This window comes from Flavipsychrobacter sp. (genome assembly GCA_041392855.1).
Taxonomy (GTDB): domain Bacteria; phylum Bacteroidota; class Bacteroidia; order Chitinophagales; family Chitinophagaceae; genus UBA5543.
The window spans coordinates 2,457,841-2,473,150 of sequence record JAWKLD010000001.1 but is presented as its reverse complement, the minus strand read 5'-3'; the positions used below and the strand labels follow the sequence as shown (position 1 = coordinate 2,473,150).

The 15,310-nt window shown below is 39.2% G+C and carries 8 protein-coding genes; 4 read left to right on the top strand and 4 right to left on the bottom strand.

Going from position 1 to position 15,310, the window contains the following annotated elements:
* Positions 1-3 precede the first annotated feature (3 nt).
* Positions 4-609 (top strand): crossover junction endodeoxyribonuclease RuvC, encoded by a 606-nt coding sequence (ruvC, locus tag R2800_11445; protein ID MEZ5017659.1) that lies wholly within the window; start codon positions 4-6, stop codon positions 607-609.
* Here the strand turns inward: ruvC and R2800_11440 are convergent.
* Positions 606-1,298 (bottom strand): hypothetical protein, encoded by a 693-nt coding sequence (locus tag R2800_11440; protein ID MEZ5017658.1) that lies wholly within the window; start codon positions 1,296-1,298, stop codon positions 606-608. The two genes, ruvC and R2800_11440, sit on opposite strands and share 4 nt — an antisense overlap.
* A gap of 266 nt (positions 1,299-1,564) precedes the next feature.
* On the opposite strand from R2800_11440, the gene R2800_11435 reads away from it, so the two are divergent.
* Positions 1,565-2,281 carry a response regulator transcription factor gene (locus R2800_11435; GenBank protein MEZ5017657.1) on the top strand — a complete coding sequence of 239 codons (717 nt, stop codon included), beginning with the start codon at positions 1,565-1,567 and terminating at the stop codon, positions 2,279-2,281.
* Between the two features lie 78 nt (positions 2,282-2,359).
* Here the strand turns inward: R2800_11435 and R2800_11430 are convergent, their stop codons facing one another.
* The 3 genes from R2800_11430 to R2800_11420 form a co-directional block, all read right to left on the bottom strand.
* Positions 2,360-3,445 (bottom strand): PorP/SprF family type IX secretion system membrane protein, encoded by a 1,086-nt coding sequence (locus R2800_11430; protein MEZ5017656.1) that lies wholly within the window; start codon positions 3,443-3,445, stop codon positions 2,360-2,362.
* Positions 3,446-3,477: 32 nt separating this feature from the next.
* Positions 3,478-10,761: a PKD domain-containing protein gene (locus R2800_11425; GenBank protein ID MEZ5017655.1), complete on the bottom strand. Its 7,284-nt coding sequence runs from the start codon at positions 10,759-10,761 to the stop codon at positions 3,478-3,480.
* Between the two features lie 255 nt (positions 10,762-11,016).
* Positions 11,017-11,745 (bottom strand): pyridoxine 5'-phosphate synthase, encoded by a 729-nt coding sequence (locus tag R2800_11420; protein ID MEZ5017654.1) that lies wholly within the window; start codon positions 11,743-11,745, stop codon positions 11,017-11,019.
* A 123-nt stretch (positions 11,746-11,868) separates the two neighbouring features.
* Here R2800_11420 and R2800_11415 point away from each other — a divergent pair, with 123 nt between their 5' ends.
* Positions 11,869-13,632 (top strand): hypothetical protein, encoded by a 1,764-nt coding sequence (locus R2800_11415; GenBank protein ID MEZ5017653.1) that lies wholly within the window; start codon positions 11,869-11,871, stop codon positions 13,630-13,632.
* Positions 13,633-13,717: 85 nt separating this feature from the next.
* Entirely contained in the window at positions 13,718-15,310 is a 1,593-nt protein-coding gene (locus R2800_11410; protein ID MEZ5017652.1) for an ABC transporter substrate-binding protein, read from the top strand.

Sequence of the window (15,310 nt, the reverse complement as noted above, 5' to 3'; positions counted from 1 at the left end):
CATTTGCAAAAAGCTTCGAGGATAATATTAGGTATCGACCCCGGTACTTTGGTTATGGGCTACGGATTGATAGCCGTGAGCAAAAATAGTGTTTCGTTACTGGAAATGGGCGTATTGCAGTTATCAAAACATGATGATCATGCAGAAAGGCTAAAATTGATCTATAAAAAGATAGAAACCCTTATTAAAATACACCAGCCCGAGGCTGTAGCTATTGAGGCTCCATTTTATGGTAAGAATGCACAAAGTATGCTGAAACTGGGTAGGGCACAGGGTGTAGCCATAGCTTCGGCTATGATGCATGGGCTACCCACTACAGAGTATGCTCCCCGAAAAATTAAACAATCGATAACAGGGAGGGGTAATGCAAGTAAGGAGCAAGTGCTTGAAATGTTGCAACACACGCTAAAGTTTGAAGGGGATGTACGTTTTATGGATGCTACTGATGCTGTTGCAGTAGCATTAACGCACTATTATCAAGAAAAAGTACCTAAAGGGAACGCAGAAGTAAATGATAAAATAAAAAAGACCTTAGGTGTCGGAAAGAAAAAGGAAAGCTGGGAAAGCTTTATTGCTACTAACCCTAATAGGGTAAATAAAAAGCGCTAGTACTCTTTTATTTGAACGCTTATATCTTGAGGTGCCGGCTCATCCCCTCCAAAATAAGGGTAAAGCAAATAACCTGACGCTATATTATCGGTACAACCTCTATCCATCATCACAGTATCACCGTTGAGTGAGAATATATATTGGTGTGGCAATACGGTTAGTTGACAATCAAACTCTTCATTGACCTTAACTATTCCCATTTCTCTATAGCTACGAATGCTATCAGCATAACAGTAGGCATGGATCCTAAGGGCTCCTTTATCCCAGTTCCACCCAAAACGAGCACTATTGGTATGATGATGGCTGGTACAGTCAGAAAAGCCATAAAGTTTGTTGATGTCTTCTTGGTTGGAGGGAAGAACAGTTTGATAAATACAGCTACTGTCAAGTATTGCTTTGAATTGTAATGATTGGTATTTACTTAGAACAAAATTGTTACCCTCACAATAATTATTACCCTTCTTTATAAGATAGGTAATATACTTTTTGCTATTGGTAAGACCAGGGTGTGCAATTAGGGTTTGTTGGTCAACTATGTGTTTATATGCTGAAGTTGTATCAACATGATTACCTGATGTATCTGTATCGTTGCTGTCTTGTATAGGAGGAATAAAGGGAGGGATGTCTTCAACTTTATTGCAAGAGCTCCCCAGTATTAATATAATGGTAATGAATAATATACCCCTCATTTTTAATCGTTGTTAGTTAAGTAATCATCTAATTTTAGATGTATAACTATATACGAGGTGAGTAGTATTATAGTTTTTTCGATAAACAGTGTACTTTTACGACGCCTGTTTATATAAAAAACAACTTATATTTCTTGAATATGAGGTCTATTAATGGCAATTAAGAGGGAAAAATACTTAAAATGTATTTGTATCTTGCGAGTACAATTTTTATTGAGTATTTTTTATTGATGACTTTGGTTATACAAGAAAAATAAAGCGAACATATGCCACCAAGCAAAGCAAAGATACTATTAGTAGAGGATGATGCTACACTAAGCTATGTAGTAAAAGATAGTCTAAATAATAATGGATATGAAGTCGTACACTGTTCAGATGCTGAGGCAGCATGGGCGCAGTTTATGAAAAATAATTTTGATATCTGTCTACTAGATGTAATGCTACCTAAAAAAGATGGTATGTCTTTGGCAGGTCAAATAAGAGAGAAGAATGAAACTATCCCGATATTATTATTGACATCTAAATCGATGGATGATGATAAGATAGCTGGTTTCAGAAGTGGTGCCGACGATTATATTACTAAACCGTTCAACATGCAAGAGCTTCTTTTGCGTTTGGAGGTTTTCTTGAAGAGAACAAAGAAAAAGGAAGAAACAGGGCCTAGTACATTCAAATTAGGCAATTTGGATTTCGATTATGATAACCTTGTATTAAGTGGTGACGGTAAAGACAGTCAATTGACTCAGCGTGAGGCAGATCTTATTAAGTTCTTCTGTACTAACGCCAACAGGGTATTGAAAAGAGACGAAATATTATTGCACGTTTGGGGTAAGGAAGATTATTTCTTAGGTAGAAGTATGGATGTATTCATCACCAAAGTGAGAAAGTACATTAAAGGACAACCTGGGGTAGAACTACAAACTATACATGGTATAGGTTTTAAATTTGTATATGACGGTGCTCCTGAAGAAGAAGGTAAATAAGACGAAACAACATAATTTAAGTAATAATAAAGCCTCCGTTTAGGAGGCATTATTATTTATATCAGTTTTGGTTGTGTGTTAATTGGTAAAGCTGTTTACGTTAGGCATATTCTCAAAACGGGGACAAGCAAAATTGTAGGTTCTGTCGCTATTTTTATTTTTATACTTCCCGCGAATATAAACGGACATCTCATAACCATTGCTGTTGCCCGCACTGTTCAAAGTAGAGTTGTTGATGTCGTAGGATAGTAAGAAGGTGAAATGTGTATAGTCTATTTTTAGTGATGGTATAATGGCATCATCTTTACGAACAAAAACACCTGCATGCAGACTAAAGTATTTTCTATAATCTTTAGAAGCAACAATAGCTGAGTTTTGCCAGCCGATAAAGCCACCATACATTATTTCTTGATAAGGGTTTTGGATATTAAAGTTAGCATGGGCGGTAACCATATATGCGTTATTAAAGGTCCATTTCAAACCAGCATTACCTGTCCATCGGGTAGTGAGTCTTATTAAGTTTTCACTACTGCTGAAGCTATGTTTTGGTTTGGTGATATGGTAAGCGGCCAAGCCTAAATAGTAGTTAAGGTTGTTTTGTGCCAAAGCAGAGCTATTAAAGCTAATACCTGCTGCAAGGTCATAGTTTTGAATAGTAGTGTTGTTCATGTTTTCTCCTGATAGGTTTTCCTGACTATAGCCACCATTTACATATTGGGAGCTAAATGTGGCTTTAGAAAAGTCAATAGAACGTTGGATATAACCTGCAGCAAAGCCTACGGATAAAAAGGAGCCATGTTTATCTTCCAGATTTTTATTGTAGTTGATAGCAGGGTAAACTTGCATCGTATTGAAGCTAATAGTACCTGCCTTATCGTAAGCAGCACTTATTCCAAAGCTAAGATAGTCCCCTGCTTCTTTACCTACCAATATTCTGGATTCGGCAGACATCAATACAGTTTGAAAAGGAACGGCAAGGCTACTCCATTGTGTACGGTAGTTAACCCCTATTTTATAGTCGCCACTAAAAATACCAGTAAGGGCAGGGTTGCGCATAATGCTATTTTCGTAGAATTGCGAAAAGTGCACATCCTGCGCCCAGAGTGGTTTTTTTACCACTAAGCAGGCGCTCAATAACAGTATTGTGAATAAAAGCTTCTTCATAATATCTTTTTAATAAAGATGATTTTAATGGGTTAACGTACTAGTGATATATCTCCTCTTATTTGTAACGGTTCACCAGTATCACAAGTCGCGTTAATTACATAGATGAATACATCAGGCTTTAAAGGTTTTCTATTATAAGTACCATCCCAACCATAATTAGGGTCATTTAATGGCATATTGGTTTGGCTAAAGACAACCTCACCCCAGCGGTTGTAGATGCGCATACTCTTCACTTCTGCAATGCCTTTTCCTTGAGGGTAGAACTTGTCATTCAACCCATCACCATTAGGGGTGAAGGTGTTGGCTATGAATACCTGATCATTGTTACAAGTAACAAATATGGTGATGTTATCTTCCGTTTCGCACCCAAAGGCATTAGTTACTTTCACATTGTAAGTAGTGGTTTTGGTAGGTGTAGCTTTTGGTGTAGCACAGTCGGTACAGCTCAGGTTGGTAACAGGCGTCCATATGTAAGTACTATTTTCATTACCACTTGCATCAAGTTGAACCCCACCGTTACCTTTTATGTGCTGGTTATCGCCCAGTTCTATTTCTGGGTTCGGATTCACTTGTACAAATACATATCCTGTATCAGTATAGCAGTCTTGCTGTTTAATGATGACACGATAGTTGGTAGAGGTAAGCGGCGCTGCTTTGGTTTTATCGGCAGTAGGATCAAGCAATCCTAAGCTTGGTGACCATTCGTAACTGTTACCACCATAGGCTGCAATTTCTGTTGTTGCTCCATAACATAGTGTGTCCCCTTTTCCTACAGAGGTAGCAGATTTTACTTTCACGCTTATGGTTACTTTGTCAGAATCGCTACAGCCATTCATGTCAACACCGATAACTTGATAAGTGGTATTTGTGATAGGTGTAGCATATGGGCTGGTACAGCTGGTACAAGATAATGTTGCAGTTGGCGACCAAGTATAACTAGTAGCACCTGTAGCGGTAAGCTGTGTAGACTCTCCGTTACAAATAGTTTTATTTGGTCCTGCATCTACGTTAGGCGAATTATGCACTTTTACAAAAACTTTACTGGTGTCTTTACAACCATTAAGGTCTGTACCGGTTACAATATATGTTCTATCCACATTGGTAGTAGTGATAGGGAACTGACAGTTGTTGCAAGATAAACCTGCGTTTGGTGACCAACTGTAGCTGTTAGCACCCGTTACTTTTAGTGTATCAGAATTGCCTTTACAGATTTCAATATCTGGCCCTGCAGTAACCGTTGGTTTTTGTAGCACATTTACTGTTACAGTATTTGTATCGCTACAGCCGTTGGTAGTTCCCGTTACCAAATAGGTCACAGATAATGTTGGTTTTGCAACAGGGCTGCTACAATTAGTACAAGACAACCCATTGCTTGGCGACCATATATAACTGGTAGCACCACCTGCAGTTAGTTGCACACTGTCTCCATAACATAATATAGTGTTTGAAGAACTGGTCACAACAGGCACAGGTTTCACATCTATTTTTACTTGAGTGGTATTAACACAACCGTTTGCATCAGTACCCGTAATGATATAAATAGTTGTATCTGCAGGAGTAGCAATAGGACTAGTACAATTAGTACAAGACAGCCCGTTAGTAGGTGACCATGTATAGGTTTGTGCACCTACTGCTGTAAGTTGTGTTGAGTTTCCCTTACAAATATTCTTGCCACCATTTATAGTGATAGTTGGCAGCGGGTTAACAGTTACTATTACTGAATCTACATTTGTGCAGTTATTTGTACTCGTGCCTGTTAGAATATAAGTGGTAGTAACTGTTGGGTAAGCTTTAGGGTCAGGGCATGTAGTACAAGACAGTCCGGTACTTGGAGTCCATGAATATGTAACAGCTCCTGAGCCTTGTAGTTGTGTAGTGTCTCCAATACATATAGCAACATCATTGCCCGCTTGTATGTTAGGCAATGGTTTTACAGTAATTACCACAGTATCTGTATTGACACAACCATTAGCATCAGTACCGGTAACTACATAAGTAGTAGTACTTGTTGGGTTTGCAGAAGTGTTGGCACAAGTAGTGCATGATAATCCAGTGCTTGGAGTCCATACATAACTTGTAGCTCCTGTAGCAGAAAGTATAGTACTACTACCAAAACATATGGCAACGTCATTACCTGCATTTACAGTAGGTAGTGGGTTTACCGTTACAACCACAGTATCTGTATTGACACAACCGTTTGCATCAACACCAGTAACCACATAAGTAGTAGTGCTTGTTGGGTTTGCTGTTGGCGATGCACAGCTAGTACAAGATAGTCCAGTACTTGGCGACCAAGTATAAGTAATAGCACCAGTAGCAGAAAGGTTAGTGCTTGATCCTACACATATGCTTACGTCATTACCTGCGTTCACATTAGGCAACGGATTTACAGTGACCTTAACACTATCCTTATTAGCACAACCGTTAGTATCGGTGCCTGTTACTATATAAGTAGTCGTAGTAGTAGGGCTTGCTATTGGGTTAGTACAGGCAGTGCATGATAATCCGGTACTCGGTGTCCATGTATAAGTATTGCCCCCTGTTGCCAATAGGGTAACAGAAGAGCCATTACAAATTGTTTTATCAGTGCCGGCATCAATATTAGGTAGCGGGTTCACAGTAACAGTAACCGCGTCTGAATTGACACAACCATTAATATCTGTACCTGTTACAGTATAGGTAGTAGTTATAGTTGGTTTTGCATATGGGTTAGCACAGGTTGTACAAGATAATCCAGTACTCGGTGTCCAAACATATGTATTGGCACCGGTAGCAGTAAGCTGAGTACTATCGTTCAAACAGATGCTGGTATTTGCACTGGCAATTACATTAGGCAGTGCGTTTACAGTTACAACTACTTGATCTGTATTGACACATCCATTACCATCAGTTCCTGTAACAGTATATGTAGTTGTAGTAGTAGGGCTCGCTGTTGGGTTAGGACAATTGGTACAGGATAAACCAGTACTAGGTGTCCAGGTATAGCTGGTAGCTCCCGTAGCTTGCAATATGGTACTACTGCCTGAGCATATAGCCTTGTCACTACCGGCACTCACAATTGGTAGTGGGTTTACCGTAACCGTTACAGTAGCGGTGTCGGTACATCCATTTCCAGCAGTACCAACTACTGTATAAACGGTTGTAGTGGTTGGGCTTGCAGTAGGACTAGGACAGGTCGTACAAGATAATCCTGTACTTGGCGACCATGTATAGCTTGTAGCACCTGTTGCTGTAAGTGTGGTAGAAGACCCTATGCAAATGGTCTTATTACTACCTGCGCTTACAGTAGGTTTGCTTAGTATCGTTATGGTAACATCACTGGTGTCTTTACATCCATTAGCGTCAGTACCTATAGTTGTATAAGTAGTAGTTGTAGTAGGGTTGGCAAATGGGCTGGCACAATTAGTACAAGACAATCCTGTGCTCGGCGACCATGTATAACTTGTAGCACCTGTTGCGGTTAATTGAAGAGTGCTTCCTGCACATAAATTTTGGTTACTACCAGCACTTACTGTTGGTTGTGTATACACCGTGATAACTGCCGTGTCTTTACTAGAGCAGCCATTGGTGTCAGTACCTGTAACTATATAAGCCGTAGCAGCGGCTGGGTTGGCAGTAGGGTTAGGGCAGTTGGAGCAAGACAGCGTGCTGTTTGGTGTCCAAGAATAGGTACTTGCACCCGTAGCAGTAAGTACAATGCCTGTATTGTCTCCCAAGCACTTGCTGGATGTAGCAGGTGTTACCAATACATTTGGCGAAGCATGTATTACAACCGTTTTTATAATGGTATCTTTACAACCTACGGTATTGCCAATGATCAGTTTTACCGTATAGCTACCAGAGCTAGTATATGTATGATTTGGATCTTCAGCAGTACTAGAGCTACCATCACCAAAGTCCCAAGTTCTGGTATTAATAGAAGATATGGTACTATATACTGTGTCATTGAAATAAACAGTACCTGAGTCGCAAAGAGTAGTATTACTAAAAGTAAAGTCTGCGTCTACATGGTCTACATTGATGGTATCAGCACCTGTAATAGGAACAAGGCAATTAGATCCATCACTGAGGATTAGTTTAGGTATGTAGCTACCACCTTGAGTATAAGTATAGCTGAAGGTATTACCGGTAGAGGAATGAGTAAATCCATTACTCATATCCCATATGTAAGTAGAGGTATTACTGCTTGTAGCGCTGAAGTTTACTGTAAGAGGATTACAACCTGTAGGGGCAGTATACGAGAAAGTTCCGGTAGGGCCGTATACGACCATGTTCTTAGAGATGGAGTCTGTACATCCATTGCTTGAAGTAGCTACTACTTTTATAGGGTAGGTTCCCGGATAAGTGTATACAGCAGTAGGGTTGGTTAAAGAGGAGTTCGTATTATTACCAAACGTCCACGCATAAGAGCTTGCACCTGTTGTGTTATTTGTAAGATAAACCGTGGCAGGAGGACAAGATGCAACAGTGTCACTCATTGTAAATGCTGCAGTTGGTTTTTCTATAACTATGTATGCCGACCTGATCATAGTATCTCTACATCCACCATTAGCAGTAATGGCAATAAGTCTTATTGTATAACTACCTGCGCTTGCATAAGCATGTTTTGGGTTAGTTAAAGTAGAAGTAGCACCATCACCAAAATCCCATGAATAGGTTAAAGAGCTACTCACATCACTTGAGGTGTTAGTGAAACTAATACTATCACCTATACACATTACAGAATCTAAAGCGGCAAATGATGCTGTTGGTTTTGTAGTATTGATATAAGATAGTTTAGTAAGAGCGGTCTTACATCCATTGGCATCAATAAGTGTGAGTTTTACGTGATAGCTGCCAGAAGCAGAATAGAGGTTTGAAGTAGAATTACCAACAATAGTATCTAAAGCAGAGCCATCTCCGTAGCTCCATTCTCTAGTTGTAATAGGGAAACCTCCATTAGGAACACTTGCGTCGGTAAAAGTTACATTTAGTGGTACACAGCCTGAAGTTGGTGTGCCGCTATATATGGGACTAGCACCACCTACACGAATGTAATTTGTTTTGGTAACCGTATCCTTACATTGGTCTTTGTCAGTTACAATTAGTCGTACGGTATAATACCCTCCGGCACTATAGGGGTGAGTCGTGTTAGAAGTTGTAAGGGTGGCATTGGCACCATCTCCAAAACTCCATAAGTAGTTTACTATAGCGGATGATGATGTTGCAGCAAAACTCACAGTATCGCCTATACATATTAAACTATCATTGACACTAAAGCTAGCCGCCAAATCATAGATCGAGAAGGTGTATTGATATATATCAATACATCCACTTACGGTATCAGTTACTTTAACGGATGTAGAATAAGTACCCGCAGTCGCATAGGTGTGCGTAACAGTACCCGCAAATGTAGAGGTATCTCCATCTCCAAAATCCCACAGATAGATCTGTCCGTTTAAGCTAGCATCTGTAAAGGTAACAGTACGCCTATTGGTGCAATTGTAAGATATGCCAAAACCCGCAGTTGGGCCTGAAACTGTTATGTAGTTTGTTCTAGTAAAAGTGTCTCTACAACCATTGTTGATGGCGATCAAGCTTACAGAGTAGGTATTCGCTATTGAGTAATTTTTAAGAGGATTGGTAAGTGTGCTTATAGTGCCATCGCCAAATAGCCATTGATATCCATTAGCACCCGTGGATGTGTTGGTGAAAGTAACATTGTCCGAAGTACAAATCGCTAATGGTGTTCCTGTGAAATTGGCACTCGGAACTGTACCCACTGTAACGGTTGTTTGGAACGTATCAAAACAGCTTGCAGAAGTACTGCATATTACACTAACATTATAAGTGCCTGCATTAGTAAAAGTATGTTGTGTAGTAGCACAATTGCTACAAGTAGTATTACCAGTACCATCTCCATAGTTCCATGTATACCCTGTGGCGTATAGAGGGCTATCTATCTCAGCGTCGAAAGTAACCTGTATAGGTGCACAACCGTTGAAAGATCTTGCGACTAAGCTTCCTGTAGGTTTTAAGTTTTTGACTAAGTCATTTTTTCTGATGGCTCTAGAACAGCCATTACTGCTAGTAGCTACCAGCCTTACATCATAAACACCCAATGCAGTATAGGTATGTGTGGGGTTGGTAGCAGTAGAGGAGCTACCATCTCCAAACGTCCATGAATAAGTATTAGCATTGGTTGATGAGTTGGTAAAGGATACAGAGAAAGCAGTACCGCAACCAACGGTATCTACTGTGGTAAATTGAGCGGTTGGGCTTTGTAGTACGGTTACAGTCTGTGTTGTTGTATCGCTACAGTTGCTAAAAGACTCTATGAGTGTAACGGTGTATGTTCCTGCTGTATTATATCTATGTACCGCATTTGTACTATTAGCAGATGTACCATCCCCGAAAAACCAGGTGCTATTACCAGCGCCAGGTGTAGTAGTGTTAGTAAATGTTACATTTTGTCCGGTACATGGTGTACTAGTGCTTTTTGTAAAACTAGCGTTGAGCGTACCTACATTAACAACGGATGACTTAATACTCGTATCATTACACCCATTGGCATTGATAGCTACAAGTTTTACTGTATAAGATCCCGCTGATGTAAATGTGTGTGATGGGCTGGTGGCGGTGGAGTTGCTGCCATCTCCAAAATCCCAATAATAGCTACTGGCACCTGTACTGGTGTTTGTAAAAGTAGTATTGAGCGGTGTAGTACAGCTGCTAGTATTGCTTACTGTAAAGTTAGGTACTGGTAAACCGTACGTTTTTACGTAGTTGTTTTTAGTGAATGTACTGGTACAACCCAGATTGTTGCTTACAATCAATGAAACATTGAAGTTGCCTGAGTTGGTGTATATATGTGTTGGGCTTACTAAAGAAGAGGTATCTCCATCGCCAAAGTCCCAAAGATAAGTAGCGCTAGTGCCTCCTGTTGTTGTGTTATTAGTAAAAGCTACTGTTTTTGGTGGGCATGATATTGTAGAGTCTCCTGTAAAACTAATAGTTGGAGATGGGTGAACCGTAATATAGTTAGTGTCTTTAGAGCTTCCATTAGCGTTCGTAGCAGTAAGTATAACAGTATAAGTGCCTGCTGTAAAATAGGTAGTTGAGGGGTTTTGAGTACTTGACGTAACACCATTGCCAAGATCCCAAGACCAGCTAGTAGGGCTGCCGGTACTATTATCAGTAAAGTTAACGACGATAGGCGAACACCCTGATGTTTTACTCGCTGTAAAACTTGCAGTTGGTGCTTGGGCATAAGCTGTTTGTGATAATGTAAATGCTGCGCATATACATAGTATCGTAGACAGATACCTGTTCATACGGTAAGTGAATTAGTAAGTGTTAAAAAATCCTCTATAATATTCTGTGGCAGCGTTTTATATCCTCTTATATCAACTGCCAAAATGGGTGTTACACAAAGCTAAAGAATTTGTTAAGATCTTGTGGGTTTTGCGTTCTTTTTTGGGGAAAAGCTTTGATGTTTTACACAAAGTTAATCTATATAACATTTACACCATTTATTAATAGTGGTTTATGAATAGATAAAATTCACATGTAGATTTGTTAATGAAATGTTATTGATGTGGATATAATTGCTTTTTGTAAAGTTGTATCGTGTTTTCTAATCCAAGGTAAAGAGCGTCTGAGATTAACGCATGACCAATGGATACTTCTAATAAATTAGGGACATTCTGAGCAAAGAATTGCAGATTGTCCAAGTCTAGATCATGACCCGCATTGATACCTAGTTGGTGTTCCTGTGCTACTTTAGCAGCGGCTTTATAATCGGCGATGGCTTTTTCTTTATCTGTAAGGAAAGAGGCAGCATAAGCTTCGGTATATAGTTCTATTCTATCTGTACCTGTAGCAGCCGCTGCGGCTACCATTTCTTCAACAGGGTCTACAAAAATGGAGACTCTTATTCCCGCGTTTTTAAACTTGGCGATGATGGATCTTAAATAATCGGCCTGTTTTATGGTATCCCAGCCATGGTTGGAAGTAAGCTGGTTGGGGTCGTCGGGAACAAGTGTTACTTGATGTGGTTTTACTTCCAATACCAGATCTACAAATTTATCCTCAACAGGGTTGCCCTCTATGTTAAATTCTGTTTTGATGATAGGCATTATTTCCTTCACATCACTATATCGGATATGACGCTCGTCGGGTCGTGGATGCACAGTAATGCCATCGGCACCAAATTTCTGACAATCTATAGCTGCCTGTAGTACATTAGGGTTGCTGCCTCCTCTACTATTTCTTAATGTGGCTATTTTGTTGATATTGACAGAAAGTTTGGTATTCATCTCTTTTGTATTTTCCTCAAAAGTAAGCACCATTTCAGTTAATGACAGTTATAAATGGATATTTTAGTTTTTAACAAGAATAAATATTTTTAGTTCAATAGCGTTTATAATTAAAATGCATATATGAATAACCTGAACCCCAAACACCTGTTTGTACTAATATGCTTATTAATAGCGCCCTTGGCAAAGGCTCAAAATGCTTTTTATGATTACTATAAAAACATCAATAGAGCAGAGCTTGCCATATGCGATAGCAACTTCATTAAGGCAAATGAGTATTATACCTTCGCCTTTAAAGCTAATAGCGATAAGGCCTTTTATCGCGATTTACAGAATGCTCTTTATGTAGCATTAGATACAAGAGCATATGACCTAGCAAGAGAATACTTTCAAAAACTAAAGCATTTCAAGCTCTTTGCAAAGACGCTTGACCAGCTAAGTAATCATTATCCTGCTGATGTGATTGCTCAACTTGAAGTATATAAAAGGGAATATAAAAATACAGCCAAGACAAAATGGGCAACAGATAGCATAGTGAGCAAACTATGGGAAATGAGGAATTTAGACCAACATGTTAGAATGCACTTTAGCAAAAAAAATAATGGTGCCTACATGGTAGACTCAGTATATGAAGTAGATATAAGAAATGCTCAAGATTTGTTAGCTATTTTTAATCAGTACGGTCTACCAGATGAAGATGTAGCATATGAGACAGGCTATGAAATTATTATCGTTCATAATTGCTACCCTCGATATAAGAATATGCGTGGTCATATTTTTGATACTTTGTTGTATAAAAGCATATTTACGTTTGACTATGATGCAAGAAACCTACCCAACATAATACAAAGTGGTCCGCCTGCCGATGTGTTTAGCTATGGTGCTACTACATTATCTTTTCCATTAACACCTATGGGTTGCTTTTTTAATGGCAAAGTATACCCTAAAAAATATGCTGCAAGAACAGCGTTTTTGATAAACAAAGAAAGAAGCAAAATAGGGTTATCATCACTTGCTGAATTAAGTAAGAAAATAGAAACAGAAAATAAAGGTGTTGCTCAATATTGTATTTATTCAAAGTATAAGTTTAGAGACGCAATGACGGTAGTAGATGTGAAAACAGAGGAGGAGCTACTGCTATGCCAAGAGAAAAAAATACAGCTTTATATGCAGATGGATAGAAATATACCCCAAATCGCTGTTGGTAAAATAGTTGCTGATTTTGATACTACCCTAGGTGCCATACATGGACAATATATCATAGGCAAAACGCACTGGAATGAAAAACAAAAGCGCAGAGCTTACATAGGGGAAATTGGCTATAATGCAGGCCAAGTTATGTATGAAGATTGGAATAACTTACTGTTGCGAATAGGGCAGCTTTACATGGTAGAAGCTGTGCCTAACCCTCGGGAAAACTTGTATACGGATAAGGGTAGATACAACAAGTCGCGCTTTGTGTCTGGGTATAAGATATTAATAGAAAGAGGTTTTGATCTATATGGTTACAGCGTTTTAGATTTTGTAGAAACGATATATGATCTGAATACGGATAGTACAATGATAAGTTTTACAGCAGATGTAGATGCTGAGTTATATTCCAGGATGCTTAGTGACTTGGGTGTGCCAACTAATAGGCAACTATCTACTGACACATTGAAGGTGACCTTTGATAATAAGGAAAAGAGAATGCTACTAAGGACGAGTGTAACAACATGGGTGAAAGGAAATAAGCAACTTGAATTATTTGTGTCTGACAGAATAAATAAAAGAGGGCGGAAGTATACTAAGGCTAGTATAAATATGATAGACATAAACAGGATGGCAAAATATACAGAACAACTTCTTGAAGAAGAGCAAAGGTTGGCGACAGACCATGTTCAATAATGTATACTAAAGGATAACTCCTATATTGCAGTAAATGTGTTATTCCTTCCGCAAGATATATTCATATGTAACTATAGCTCTGCTAATGGTAATACAGATAGCTGGATGCAAAAGTGCTGCTGAAGACAAGAGGAACAATGTATTCTTACTCAACTTATCTAGCGGTACGCTAGAGTCTATGGATCCCGCATTTGCAAAAGACCTGTATATGATGTGGACTGCCAACATGGTCTATAATACGTTGGTGGAAACAGATGAAAACTTGCATCTAAAACCTTCACTGGCCAAAAGCTGGGAGGTAAGTGAAGATGGTTTAACCCATACTTTTCATTTAAGAGATGATGTCTATTTTCAAGATAATGAGGCATTTGAAAATGGTGAGGGCAGAAAAATGGTAGCTGCGGATGTGGCATATAGCTTTGGTAGAATTATAGACCCCAAAGTAGCTTCTTATGGTGCATGGATATTTAATGACAGAGTAGCAAAAGAAAAACCATTTGTGGCAGTAGACGATACTACTTTCCAGATAAGATTGGTGCAGCCTTTTAAGCCGCTTGTCGAAATACTTAGTATGAAGTATTGTAGCATAGTACCTAGAGAAGTAGTGGAGCAGTGGGGTAAGGATTTTAGAGCACATGCCTGTGGCACTGGTCCGTTTATTGTATCTGATTGGGAGGAGGGGAGCATGCTCTTGTTACAGAAAAATGCCAACTATTGGGAGCGGGATGAACAAGGAAATCAACTACCCTATATTGATGCTATAAAAACAACATTTGTTGATAGTAAGGCAACAGAGTTCTTTTTGTTTCTACAAGGCAAGTTGGATTTTGTAAACGGGATCGATGGTTCTTTTAAAGACCTTGTGCTTACTAAAAAAGGAGCATTAAAAGAGGAGTTTGTTGCAAAGGTCGATTTGACTAAAAGACCTTATTTGAATACAGAGTATATAGGCTTTTTGACAGATACTACTAGTGAAGTGATGAAAGGTGCTACTACTAATAATGTATTGGTAAGACAAGCGATTAACTATGCTATAGACAGAGAGAAAATCGTCACCTATTTTAGAAATGGTGCTGTGACACCTGCTTACTCTGGTTTTATACCAAAGGGGATGCCAGGCTACGATACTACACACAGTTATGGCTATAGTTATCAACCTCAAAAATCCCTAGAACTATTAGCTGCTGCAGGCTATCCTAATGGCAATGGCTTGAAACCTATTACAATACTCACTCCCGACAATTATGCAGATATTGTCAACTTCATTGCCAATCAACTACAAGAGGTAGGCATACCTGTACAAGTAGAGATACTGCAAGCCAACTTGCTAAGACAGCAGATGAGCCGTTCTAAGGCACCAATGTTCAGGGCGCAATGGATAGCAGACTATCCTGATGCAGAGACCTATTTGGTATTCTTTAAAGGAGATATACCTGCACCACCCAACTATACAAGGTTTAAGAACGATACCTATGACAAGTGGTACAATGAAGCCATGAATGCACCTGATTCCTTGCGTTTTGCATTGTATAGAAGCATGGATAGCCTAGCTATAAGAAATGCACCGCTGATACCACTTTTCTACGACCAGATGCTGCACTTTACAAGCAAAAGAGTATCAGGTATGCAGAGCACACCAATGAACGTTATTGATCTGAAAAGAGTAAGATTGAATTAA

What these genes read in the sequence shown, in the direction of transcription:
- R2800_11440 (MEZ5017658.1), bottom strand. Translation starts at nt 1,298, where the DNA reads ATGAGGGGTATATTATTCATTACCATTATATTAATACTGGGGAGCTCT.
- R2800_11435 (MEZ5017657.1), top strand. Translation starts at nt 1,565, where the DNA reads ATGCCACCAAGCAAAGCAAAGATACTATTAGTAGAGGATGATGCTACA.
- R2800_11430 (MEZ5017656.1), bottom strand. Translation starts at nt 3,445, where the DNA reads ATGAAGAAGCTTTTATTCACAATACTGTTATTGAGCGCCTGCTTAGTG.
- R2800_11425 (MEZ5017655.1), bottom strand. Translation starts at nt 10,761, where the DNA reads ATGAACAGGTATCTGTCTACGATACTATGTATATGCGCAGCATTTACA.
- R2800_11420 (MEZ5017654.1), bottom strand. Translation starts at nt 11,745, where the DNA reads ATGAATACCAAACTTTCTGTCAATATCAACAAAATAGCCACATTAAGA.
- R2800_11415 (MEZ5017653.1), top strand. Translation starts at nt 11,869, where the DNA reads ATGAATAACCTGAACCCCAAACACCTGTTTGTACTAATATGCTTATTA.
- R2800_11410 (MEZ5017652.1), top strand. Translation starts at nt 13,718, where the DNA reads ATGGTAATACAGATAGCTGGATGCAAAAGTGCTGCTGAAGACAAGAGG.